Below are 11,344 nucleotides of genomic sequence, written 5' to 3' on the forward strand. Positions count from 1 at the left end.
TTCATTGAGGCAACAAATCTTTGACACACAGCTCGACAGCATATCGCCAGTCGGGCAGTTCGACGCCAAAACGGGTCTTCAGCGCAAGGTTCGAAAGCGACGAATTGGCAGGGCGCTGCGCCGGCACCGGATACGCGCTGGCCGGGATCGGCAGAACCGTCTTGATGGCCAGAGACGTTGCGCCCGGCGCGCTGCGCCATGCATCAAATACGGCCTCGGCAAAGCCGTGCCAGGACGTCCGGCCCGACGACGTCATGTGATAGAGCGCCGATTCGAATGTGCCAGCTTGGCGCTCGTGCATCGCCACTGCAACTGCCTGGGCGGTACCGTCCGCGATCGAGCGCGCCCAGGTCGGGGCGCCGAATTGATCGGCCACCACGCTCAACTCCTCGCGCTGCGCGCCCAGCCGCAACATCGTCCGCAAGAAATTCTTGCCGCGCGCAGCGAACACCCAGGTCGTGCGGAACGTGAGCCAATCGCCGCCTGCTTCAGCAATCGCGCGCTCGCCGTCGAGCTTGCTCGATCCGTAGACGTTAACCGGACAAGTCGGATCCGACTCGACGTACGGCGCGGTCTTGGTGCCATCGAACACATAATCGGTCGAATAGTGCACGAACAGGCCACCTACGCGTTTCATCGCTTCGGCCATCACGCCGACCGCTTCCGAATTGACCGTGTTCGCGCCTGCCATATCGGCTTCGGCGGCATCGACGGCGGTATAGGCCGCAGCATTGATCAGCACGTCCGGCCGCTGGTCGTCGACCATGCGCACGAGGCTGTCAGGACGCGTCAAATCCGCGCCATCGCGGCCGAGCGCAACCACCTGCCCGAGCACCGACAGGCTGCGAGACAACTCCCAGCCGACCTGCCCGCTTGCACCGGTGACAACGATCTTCATGCGTAGACCTCGGCTTCGCTCAAACGCTTGCCGGCGATATCCTTGGCGGCCAGTTGCGGTTCGCCATCGATCGGCCATTCGATGCCGATCTCCGGATCGTTCCAGATGATGCTGCGCTCGAACTCGGGGAACCAGTAGTCGGTTGTCTTGTAGAGGAACTGCGCGGCGTCCGACAGCACGACGAAACCGTGTGCGAAACCGGGCGGCACCCACAGTTGCCGATGGTTCTCGTCCGACAGCACGACGCCCACCCACTTCCCGAAATTCGGCGATTGCTTGCGGATATCGACGGCCACGTCGAATACGGAGCCCTCGACCACGCGCACGAGTTTGCCTTGAGCATGCTCGATCTGATAATGCAGGCCACGCAGTACGCCTTTCGCCGAACGCGAATGATTGTCCTGCACGAACTGGACGCCCGCCTCGACCTGCGCATCGAATTCACGCGCCGTGAAGCTTTCGTAAAAGTAGCCACGTGCGTCGCCGAACACTTTCGGCTCAATGATCTTGACTTCGGGAAGCGCCGTTGCTGTTACCTGGATGGCCATGCCACATGATCCGTAAGAAGGTTTTTGAGGTACTGACCGTAGCCGTTCTTGGCCAGCGGCTGAGCGAGCTTCATCAATTGCTCGGCATCGATCCACTGTCGGCGATACGCGATCTCTTCCGGGCAAGCCACCACGAGCCCCTGACGCTTCTGCAGCGTCGCGATGAAGCTGGCTGCCTCGATCAGCGAATCGTGCGTACCGGTATCGAGCCAGGCATAGCCGCGGCCCATGATCTCGACGTTCAATGCGCCATCTTCAAGGTAGCGCGAATTCACATCGGTGATTTCCAGCTCGCCTCGCGGCGACGGCTTGATATCGGCCGCGATGTCGCACACCCGGTTGTCGTAGAAATACAGGCCCGTCACGGCGTAGTTCGAGCGCGGCTTCACCGGCTTTTCCTCGATCGACAGCGCGCGGAACGACTTGTCGAATTCCACCACGCCGTAGCGCTCCGGATCGTGCACGTGGTAGGCAAACACCGTGGCGCCGGCTTGCCGTGTATTGGCGCCTTCGAGCTGCTTCGCCAGATCGTGCCCGTAGAAAATGTTGTCGCCGAGGATCAACGCCGACGGATCGTTGCCGACGAACTCCTTGCCGATGACGAACGCCTGCGCGAGACCATCGGGCGATGGCTGCACCGCGTACCGGAGGTTCATGCCCCACTGCGAGCCGTCGCCGAGCATCGCCTCGAAACGCGGCGTGTCCTGCGGCGTGGAGATGATCAGCACCTCGCGGATGCCAGCGATCATCAACGTCGACAGCGGGTAATAGATCATCGGCTTGTCGTACACGGGCAGCAGTTGCTTCGACACCGCGTGCGTGATCGGATACAGCCGCGTGCCGGAACCGCCGGCCAGAATGATGCCCTTGCGTGCCATCGCTTCGCTCCTCGTCAAGCGCGTTGCGCGTAGTTCATCTCGACCCACTTGCGGTACTCGCCCGAAGCCACTTCGGCGGCCCACGCCTGATTGTCGAGATACCAGCGCACCGTCTTCGCCATGCCGGTTTCGAAGGTTTCGGCGGGCTTCCAGCCGAGTTCGCGTTCGAGCTTGCGCGCGTCGATCGCGTAGCGGCGGTCGTGGCCGGGGCGATCGGTCACGAACGTGATCTGCTCGCGGTACGAGCCGCTCGCCTTCGGCTTCTGCTCGTCGAGCAAATCGCACAGCACATGCACGACATCGAGGTTCTTCTTCTCGTTCCAGCCGCCGACGTTGTATGTCTCGCCGGGCAGGCCGCGCGCGAGCACTTCGCGGATCGCCGAACAGTGATCGCCGACGTACAGCCAGTCGCGCACGTTCTGGCCGTCGCCGTACACCGGCAGCGGCTTGCCGGCCAGCGCGTTGGCGATGATCAGCGGGATCAGCTTTTCGGGGAATTGATACGGGCCGTAGTTGTTCGAGCAGTTGGTGGTCAGCACCGGCAGCCCGTACGTGTGGAAATAGGCGCGCACCAGGTGATCGGAGCCGGCCTTGGTGGCCGAGTACGGGCTGTTCGGCGTGTACGGCGTGGTTTCGGAAAACTGCGGATCGGTGGCCGACAGCGAACCGAACACCTCGTCCGTCGAGACGTGCAGGAAGCGGAACGCGGCCTTCGCCTCGGCATCGAGCGTGTTCCAGTACTGGCGCGTCGCCTCGAGCATCGTGAAGGTGCCGACCACGTTGGTCTGCACGAAATCGGCCGGGCCGTGGATCGAGCGGTCGACGTGGCTTTCGGCCGCGAAGTGCAGCACCGCGCGCGGACGATGCTCGGCCAGCAGCGCGTCGATCGCCTCGCGGTCGCAAATGTCGACGCGGGCGAAGATATGGTTCGGATTGTCCTGCAGCGACTTCAGGGTGCCGAGGTTGCCGGCGTAGGTCAGCTTGTCGACATTCACCACCGGCTCGCCCGATTGCGCGAACCAATCGAGCACGAAATTGGCGCCGATAAAACCGGCACCGCCCGTCACCAATATCATGGGAATCCCTTGTCGAAAACGGAGTCTGGATTGGCCGAAAATGCGGAAAGTCCGCATTCGACCCCTCGGAATGCGCGCCGTGAATCGCGAGTATCTGTAGTTCTCTGGCTCATGGCCGTGCTGTAGGCCACATACCGCATAGGGCAGCAATTATAAGGCCTGTGTCATGCCAAAAAACACGCCCCTAACAACTTGCAACAGCTTGACAAATGTCGAAACGAGCGCATTTTTCTCGTAGAATCATCTCAAAATAAGTCGAATCTGCGCAAATTCCGCTCGCGACCCCGGCCTGTCGAGGGGTCGACCGACTTGTGATACCGTCTGTCGCAAGTCAGTCAAGAATCGTCAAACCGTCACCTCGTTTCCAAGCAATGACCTACGTGTCCGGTCCAGCCGCACCCATCGCGTTCGGCGACCTCCAGGGCTGCCACGCCCCCTTTCTCGAATTGCTGTCCCGCCTGTCGCCCGCCGCCGATACCCCGCTCTGGTTCGCCGGCGATCTCGTCAACCGCGGTCCGGCGTCGCTCGCCACGCTGCGCGCCGTGATCGCGCTCGGCGAACGGCGGGTGGCCGTGCTCGGCAATCACGATCTGCACCTGTTGGCCGCCGCGGCCGGTATCCGCCAACTCAAGTCGGGCGACACGCTCGCCGAGATCCTCGATGCGCCCGATGCCGGCGAACTGCTCGATTGGGTTCGCCACCTGCCGTTCGCGCATTACGACAGCGGCAAGCTGATGGTGCATGCGGGCGTGCTGCCGCAATGGGACGTGACGCTGGCGCTCGAACTGGCCGACGAATTGCAGCGCGCGCTGCGTGCGCCGGACTGGCAGGACACGCTGCGCACGTTCTACGGCAACGAGCCGAATCGCTGGAAGGACGGGCTGACCAAGACAGAGCGGCTGCGCGTGGCATTCAACGCGTTCACGCGAATCCGCTTCTGCACACCCGACGGCGCGATGGAGTTTCGCGGCAACGGCGGCCCGGAATCGGCACCGGACGGGTATCTGCCGTGGTTCGACGTGCCGGGCCGGCGCACCGCCGACACGACCGTCGTGTTCGGTCACTGGGCCGCGAACGGGCTGATGCTGCGCGAGCGGCTGGTCGCGCTCGACTCGGGCTGCGTGTGGGGCAATCAGCTATCGGCCGTCGAGCTGGCCGACGATCCGGCCGCGCGGCGCGTCACGCAGGTCAGTTGCGCGCATTGCCAGGTCGGCAAACGCTGAACGGCGCTTGAACGGGTGCAGGATTGCGCCCCGCGGAAACGACACAGGCCGCGCCGGTATCCGGCGCGGCCTGTTGTCCGTGATCGATCCGATCGAAGCAACGATCAGGCGTCGCGTCGCGTGGCCGTCTCGGCGTCGGGCGCGGCGGCCACCACGGTTGCGGCCTGCGCGTCAGCGGCGGCATCGCTGCCTTCCGGCGGCAGTTCGTCCTGCGCCAGCAAGGCGAGCGCCTCGGCTGTCGGCTTGCCGGAAGCGGCCTGCATTTCGGTCAGCGCCGCCATCACGGACGCCCGCGCGAGCGCCGACAGCTCGCGCCGGTCGGGGCCGGCCTCGATCGGCTGGCCCACGTACAGATGCGCCACCAGCGGCCGATCGCTCAGAACCCGGTCGAGCGAGCGCCCGAGCGACATCTTGCCGGTGTAGGCCGGTGCCAGCGACTGCCGCCCCTGCCCGTCCTCGTACATGATGCACACCGGCTGCACCGGGCACCCGGCCTCGACCGCGGCCTGAAGCAGGTTCGCGTGGAACGGCAGCAGGTCGAGCCCGTTCGAGGTGGTGCCTTCGGGAAACACGCACATCAGTTCGCCGCCATTCAGCCGCTGCGCCAGCTCCTGCATGATCCGCAGCGCCTCGCTGCGCTTCTCGCGCTTGAGGAACACGGTGCCGAGCTTCTCGGCGAGCCAGCCCACCACCGGCCATTGCCGCACCTCGGCCTTCGAGACGAACGGCGTCGGCCGCCACGCGTTGATCACGTAGATGTCGAGCCACGACACGTGGTTGCCGATCACCAGCGCGCGCGAATCGAGCCGCGCCTCGTCGTGATGCACCACCAGCCGCAAGCCGCACAAGCCCAGCATCTTCACGGTCCAGTCGCGCGTGAGCGCCTGCTTGCGGGCCGGGCTCACGCGTCCGAACAGCAAGGCGATGGTCGCCATGCCGCGCAGCAGATGCAGGATCAGGCGCGCTTTGCGCAACGCTTTCATGGGCAGGCTCCGGTCAGCGACGCTCGAACGCCACCTGGCCGGCCACGATCGTGGCCAGCACGCGGGCCGGCAGTTCGTAGCCGAGGAACGGCGTGTTGTGGCCCTGGCTCTTGAGCACGCGCGGCTCGACCTGCCAGTGCGCGGCCGGATCGAACACCACGATGTCGGCCACGCCGCCCACCGCGATGCGGCCGGCCGGCAATTGCAACACGTCGGCCGCGCCGGCCGTGATGCGGTTCAGCGCGAGCGCGAGCGGCAGCTTCGCCTCGTTGGCCCACTTCACGGTGAGCGACAGCAACAGCTCCAGGCCGGTCGAACCGGGCGTGGCTTCCGCGAACGGCAGCAGCTTTTCGTCGTCGTCCACCGGGGTGTGATCGGAGCAGATCGCGTCGATCGTGCCGTCGGCCACGCCGGCGCGGATCGCCGCGCGATCGCGCTCGGCGCGCAGCGGCGGATCGAGGCGGAACTGCGCGTCGAAATAGCCGATGTCGATGTCGATCAGATGCAGGTGATTGGCGCTGACGTCGCAGGTGATCGGCAGCCCTTCGGCCTTGGCCCCGCGCATCAATTCGATGCCGGCCGCCGACGACAGGCGCGCGACGTGCACGCGCGCGCCGGTCACGCGCACCAGCTCGAACAGCGTGTGCAACGCGATCGTCTCGGCCGACACCGGCACGCCCGACAGCCCGAGCCGCGACGCGACCGGCCCGCTGGCCGCCACGCCGCCCTTGGCGAGGAACGCGTCGACCGGGCGCAGCCACACCGTGAAATCGTAGGTTTTCGCATACTGCAGCGCACGCAACAGCACCTGCGTGTCGCGAATCGGCGAATCGGCCTGCGTGAAGCCGATGCAGCCCGATTCGGTCAACTCGACCATCTCGGTGATGACCTCGCCCTTCAGGCCGACGGTCAGCGCGCCCAGCGGATAGACATGCGCCTGATGCAGCTTGCTCGCGCGGAACTTCAGCATCTCGACGAGGCCCGGCTCGTCGAGCACCGGATCGGTGTCGGGCGGGCAGACCAGGCTCGTCACGCCGCCGGCGACGGCCGCGGCCATCTCCGATTCGAGCGTGGCCTTGTGTTCGTAGCCCGGTTCGCGCAGTCGCGCGGACAAATCGACGAAGCCCGGCGCGACCAGCTTGCCGCTCGCGTCGATGGTCTTCGCCGCGTGGAAATCGGCCGGCGCCGCGCCGATCGCGACCACCTTGCCGGCCGCGACGTACACGTCGGCCTGTTGTTCGGTGCCGGCGACCGGATCGATCAGCGTGCCGCCCTTGATATGAATCTTCATGCGCTGCCTGTGAATGCGTTGGATGCGTTGAGTGCGAAGGCCGGCCATCGCGGCGCCGCGATGGCGCGGCGCCGCCGGCCGGGCCGCGTCAGTCGCTGTTGCCCGCGACGATGCCCATCACGGCCATCCGGACCGCGATGCCGAACGTCACCTGATTGAGAATCACCGATTGGGGGCCGTCGGCCACCTGGGAGTCGATTTCGACGCCGCGATTCATCGGCCCCGGGTGCATCACGATGGCGTCGGGCGCGGCCAGCGCGAGACGCTCGGGCGTGAGGCCCCAGCTCTTGAAGTATTCCTGCGCGGACGGCAGCAGCGCGCCGCTCATGCGCTCGTTCTGCAGGCGCAGCATGATGATCACGTCCACCCCCTTCAGGCCTTCGTCGAGGTTGTGATAGACCTTCACGCCCATCTGCTCGAGCCCGCCCGGCAACAGCGTGCGCGGGCCGATCGCGCGGATCTCGGGCACCCCGAGCGTGGTCAGCGCATGGATGTCGGAGCGCGCCACGCGCGAGTGCAGGATGTCGCCGACGATCGCCACGCGCAGGTTCGTGAAATCGCGCTTGTAGTGGCGGATCGTGTACATGTCCAGCAGGCCCTGCGTCGGGTGCGCATGGCGGCCGTCACCGGCATTGATCACGTGCACGTGCGGCGCGCAGTGCTCGGCGATCAGGTAGGGCGCGCCGCTCGATGCGTGACGCACGACGAACAGGTCGGCATGCATCGCCGACAGGTTGTTGATCGTGTCGAGCAGCGATTCGCCCTTGCTGGTGGAGGAGGCGTTGATGTTCAGGTTCAGCACGTCGGCCGACAGGCGCGTCGCGGCGATCTCGAAGGTGGTGCGGGTGCGCGTCGAGTTCTCGAAGAACAGGTTGAACACCGATTTGCCGCGCAGCAGCGGCACCTTCTTCACTTCGCGATCGGTCACGCTGACGAACCGCTCGGCCGTGTCGAGGATGTGCGTGACGATCGAGGTGGGCAAGCCCTCGATCGACAGCAGATGCTTGAGCTCGCCGTTTTTCGTGAGCTGCGGGTTGCCCTTCAGGAAGCCGTGGCGAAAGCGTTCGGCAGGTGCGGCCGCGGCGGGTGCGCCGGTGCGGCCGGAAGTGTCGCTCGTCATGATGTGCGTGATTCCAACGTGTTGCGGGCAGCGCCCGCGCGCTCTGGGGCGCGGGCGCCGGGTGAGGCTCGCTCAGTGCGTGCGCGCCTCGAGATCGAAAGTGAACTGCAGGGCGTCGTCGTGCGTGAGCACCAGCGTGGCGTCGGGCGCCACGTCCAGCGTGCCGCCCAGGAAGCGCGCCGCCACCGGCAGCTCGCGGCCGCCGCGGTCGGCCAGCACGGCCAGTTCGACGGCGGCCGGGCGGCCGTAATCGTACAGCTCGTTCAGCGCGGCGCGCACGGTGCGGCCCGTGGACAGCACGTCGTCGACCAGCAGGATCCGGCGGCCGTCCACGTCGAACGGCAGCGAGGTCGGGCTGGCCTGGCTGTGCAGGCCCTTTTTCGCGTAATCGTCGCGGTGCAGCGCGACATTGATCACGCCGAAGCCCGGCGCCTTCAGATCGCGCGCGAGACGTTCGGCCAGCCACGCGCCGCCGCTGTGGATGCCGGCGAGCACGGGGCCGTCGGCCGCCGCGAACGCGGCCTCGCCGTAGGCACCGCGGATCTGGTCGAGCAGCGTGAGATAGAGCGCTTCGGCGTCAATGGAACTCATGATGATCGGGCAACTGGTCGAGGTAGTGTTGAAGGATCACGCGCGCGGCTTCGGCGTCGATGGCGTCGGCCTTCGCGCCGCGCGCGCGCAGGCTCGCACGGGCCTCGACCGACGAATAACGCTCGTCGATCCAGCTCACGGGCAGGTTGAAGCGGCCGTTCAGCTGATTGCCGAAGCGCTTCGCCTGCTGCGTCATCTCGTGGGGCGTGCCGTCCGGGTGCAGCGGCAGGCCAACCACGAGCGCGTCCGGCCGCCATTCGGCGAGCAGCTCGCCGACGGCCTGGAAACGATACTCGCGATTCAGGTTGGGAACGATGACAAGCGCACGCGCCGTGCGCGTCAGCGTATTGCCGACGGCCACGCCGATGCGCTTTTCGCCGTAATCGAACGCGAGCAGCGTGGCTTCGCGCGCGGACGCACCGCTCATGCGTGGCCCGCCTCGCCCGAGAGCATCGTCGACGACACGCCGAGCAGGCCGAGCGCGGCCTCGAAGCGCTCCTCGGCGGGCGTATCGAACACGATGCGCGGATCGGCGTCCACGGTCAGCCAGCCGTTCTTCGAGATTTCGTCCTCGAGCTGGCCCGCGCCCCAGCCGGCATGGCCGAGCGTGAGCAGGAAACGCTTCGGGCCCTGGCCCGAGGCCACGGCTTCGAGCACGTCCTTCGAGGTGGTCATTTCCAGCCCGCCCTCGACCGACATGGACGAACTGTAGCTGCTGCCTTCCACCGGCTCGTGCAGCACGAAGCCGCGCTCGGTCTGCACCGGGCCACCGAAATAGACGGGGATATGCAGCAGCGGTTCGATTTCCAGCTTGAGGTCGATGCGTTTGAACAGCGCCTCGAGATCGATGTCGGTCGGACGATTGATGACCAGGCCGAGCGCGCCGCGCTCGCTGTGATCGCAAAGATAGACCACCGTGCCAGAGAACGTCGGATCGGACATGCTCGGCATCGCGATCAGGAACTGGTTGGTGAGATTGATGCGATCGGAACTCTTTGGCATGGTTTGAATTTTAGCAAAGACCTTGCCGCGCAACGGGCGCCGCAAGAATCGATATGACAGATCACGTCGCACTCTATCACGCGCGCGAGGCGGACCGGCGGGCGTGGCGTGGCGCGATGCAGGCGCATCGGGCGATCGTTCGCGATGGGCCAACAAACGGCGGCGACGGCGTGCCGGCGCGCGGCGCTGTGCGGCGAATCGGGCAATGGGGCCGGCGTTGCCGCTGCGTTTCCCCCACGCTCGCAACCGCGCACTCACCCGATACCGCAGATGGGGAACGATCGAAAACGCCCTGCCCGGCACGCACGCTCAGGCCGATTCGAGCGCGGCGGCCAGCGCCTCGCGCGCCGCGAACAGGTCGGGCGGCGCAACCCCGGCGGCGATCTTGTAGAGCGCGGCGCGCAAACCGTCCGAGCCGGCCGACAAGGCCGCGCCGCCATCGGCCGGGGTGTGGCCGTGCATGATACGGCGCCAGCCAAGCGCGAGCGCATCGGCCATCAGCGCCGTCTGGCCCAGGCCGAGCGCCGCGGCGGCCGCGCCGACGCGAAAGGCGGCGGCGGCTGCCCGCCAGGCCTGCGAGGCGTCGGCCGTGGCCGGCGTGACGGTCAGGTCGGCCATCGACGCGTCGGCCGTCTGCAGGAAATCCTCGTAGGCGTGTCCGTTGACCGTGACCAGGCCGAGTTGGCGAACCGCCGCCGCGTCACGCAGGGCATCGGCCTCGGCGCGCGCCGCATCGACTTCCCAGAGCATCTCCGATGCCTGTGAGCCGGCCACATGCCAGTCGACCGTCAGCCCGTAATCGTTGAGCAACTCGACCTCGGCGGCATCCTCGGCGGCCGCGCCGTACAGCGCGAAATCGCGCCAGACGAGCGCCAGCGTTTCGCGCACCTGCGCCGGGCCGGCGACCTCCGCCCCATTCATCTGCTCGCGCAGCAGCAGGTTGCCGCGCGCCAGCCAGCGCCGCAGCACCGGCCCCGGCGCACCGCGCAAGGCGCGCAGGCAGGCACCGGCGAGCCGCCAATAGTCGTAGGCATCAGCGCCGGACAGCGCCGCGAAACAGCTATCGAGCGTATCGAGCGCCGCAGCCGGCGGTGCGTCGGGTTCGCGCAACACCACCAGCAAGGCGGCTTCGTAGCCGGCGCGCAGATGCGCGAGACGGTCGGCCGGGATCGCCGCCAGCCGCGCGGGCGGCACCGGCCGGCCGGCCAGCGCGAGCCAGTCGACCGGCGCGGCCGCAACCGGCGCCGCGCCTTCGACGCCGGCCAGCCGCCGCAAGGCATCGTGATGTGCGTGGAGCGCCGGCGAACAGGCCAGCTCGCGCAGGTTACGGCGGGCGATGGCCCAGCGGAAATCGCGCAAGGCTGACCGGAACCCGTCGTTCGGCAGCCCGCCAGCGGGCGGCGTCGCAACGGGCGCAGCCGCGACCAGCGCATCGGCATAGCGCGCCGCCGCCAGCCAGCCAGCATCGCGCAAGGCGGCCGCCACGGTGCGCAGTGCACGCAGCAGCGCCTCGCCCGAGGCCGTGCTGGCCTCCGCCAGCGTGGCCTCGGCAAGCAGCACCGCGCCGCCGCGGGGGTTCGGCAGCGCATCGGGCATCGGTATTACGGTCGGAGACAGTAGGCTCATGGGCACGCAACCGTCGACGCTTGGGCTGAAGCGCCACGCGGGCCTGCCGCGCGGCCGGCCCGCGCTGCCGGCGCCGCGTCAGACGCGCCGGCAGTCGGGCCGAGACAC

At 67.2% G+C, this 11,344-nt stretch carries 12 protein-coding genes; 1 reads left to right on the forward strand and 11 read right to left on the reverse strand.

Annotated elements, in window-relative coordinates; translation table 11 throughout:
• Window position 1: 1 nt before the first annotated feature.
• The 4 genes from rfbD to rfbB are packed head-to-tail and all read right to left on the reverse strand — an operon-like array spanning window position 2 to window position 3,400.
• The gene (rfbD, locus tag ACYP33_RS05955; RefSeq protein ID WP_459620369.1) at window positions 2–898 is read right to left on the reverse strand and encodes a dTDP-4-dehydrorhamnose reductase; all 897 of its coding nucleotides are present in this window, start codon (window positions 896–898) and stop codon (window positions 2–4) included.
• Complete coding sequence (rfbC, locus tag ACYP33_RS05960; protein WP_459620370.1) at window positions 895–1,446, reverse strand: dTDP-4-dehydrorhamnose 3,5-epimerase; 552 nt, start codon at window positions 1,444–1,446, stop codon at window positions 895–897. Before rfbC ends, rfbD begins: the two co-directional genes overlap by 4 nt.
• Window positions 1,431–2,324 (reverse strand): glucose-1-phosphate thymidylyltransferase RfbA, encoded by an 894-nt coding sequence (gene rfbA / locus ACYP33_RS05965; RefSeq protein ID WP_414450239.1) that lies wholly within the window; start codon window positions 2,322–2,324, stop codon window positions 1,431–1,433. Before rfbA ends, rfbC begins: the two co-directional genes overlap by 16 nt.
• A gap of 14 nt (window positions 2,325–2,338) precedes the next feature.
• Window positions 2,339–3,400: a dTDP-glucose 4,6-dehydratase gene (gene rfbB, locus ACYP33_RS05970; protein WP_414450240.1), complete on the reverse strand. Its 1,062-nt coding sequence runs from the start codon at window positions 3,398–3,400 to the stop codon at window positions 2,339–2,341.
• 371 nt (window positions 3,401–3,771) lie between these two features.
• On the opposite strand from rfbB, the gene ACYP33_RS05975 reads away from it, so the two are divergent.
• The gene (locus ACYP33_RS05975; RefSeq protein WP_459620372.1) at window positions 3,772–4,623 is read left to right on the forward strand and encodes a symmetrical bis(5'-nucleosyl)-tetraphosphatase; all 852 of its coding nucleotides are present in this window, start codon (window positions 3,772–3,774) and stop codon (window positions 4,621–4,623) included.
• 104 nt (window positions 4,624–4,727) lie between these two features.
• Here ACYP33_RS05975 and ACYP33_RS05980 read toward each other — a convergent pair whose 3' ends face one another.
• From ACYP33_RS05980 to ACYP33_RS06010, 7 genes are all read right to left on the reverse strand, one after another.
• Window positions 4,728–5,606, reverse strand: a complete 879-nt coding sequence (locus tag ACYP33_RS05980; RefSeq protein WP_459620373.1) for a lysophospholipid acyltransferase family protein — start codon at window positions 5,604–5,606, stop codon at window positions 4,728–4,730.
• A 13-nt stretch (window positions 5,607–5,619) separates the two neighbouring features.
• A complete protein-coding gene (locus tag ACYP33_RS05985) occupies window positions 5,620–6,897 on the reverse strand; it encodes a dihydroorotase (protein WP_414444081.1) in 1,278 nt (425 codons plus the stop codon).
• A gap of 88 nt (window positions 6,898–6,985) precedes the next feature.
• The gene (locus ACYP33_RS05990; RefSeq protein ID WP_414444080.1) at window positions 6,986–8,017 is read right to left on the reverse strand and encodes an aspartate carbamoyltransferase catalytic subunit; all 1,032 of its coding nucleotides are present in this window, start codon (window positions 8,015–8,017) and stop codon (window positions 6,986–6,988) included.
• Between the two features lie 72 nt (window positions 8,018–8,089).
• Window positions 8,090–8,608, reverse strand: a complete 519-nt coding sequence (pyrR, locus tag ACYP33_RS05995) for a bifunctional pyr operon transcriptional regulator/uracil phosphoribosyltransferase PyrR (RefSeq protein ID WP_459620374.1) — start codon at window positions 8,606–8,608, stop codon at window positions 8,090–8,092.
• On the reverse strand, window positions 8,595–9,035 hold the full coding sequence (gene ruvX, locus ACYP33_RS06000) for a Holliday junction resolvase RuvX (protein ID WP_414444078.1): 441 nt from the start codon (window positions 9,033–9,035) through the stop codon (window positions 8,595–8,597). The genes pyrR and ruvX overlap by 14 nt, the downstream gene beginning before the upstream one ends.
• Window positions 9,032–9,610 carry a YqgE/AlgH family protein gene (locus ACYP33_RS06005; protein ID WP_414444077.1) on the reverse strand — a complete coding sequence of 193 codons (579 nt, stop codon included), beginning with the start codon at window positions 9,608–9,610 and terminating at the stop codon, window positions 9,032–9,034. Before ACYP33_RS06005 ends, ruvX begins: the two co-directional genes overlap by 4 nt.
• Window positions 9,611–9,919: 309 nt before the next feature.
• Window positions 9,920–11,236, reverse strand: a complete 1,317-nt coding sequence (locus ACYP33_RS06010; protein WP_459620376.1) for a hypothetical protein — start codon at window positions 11,234–11,236, stop codon at window positions 9,920–9,922.
• Between the last annotated feature and the right edge of the window lie 108 nt (window positions 11,237–11,344).

The organism is Burkholderia sp. 3C, assembly GCF_054589155.1.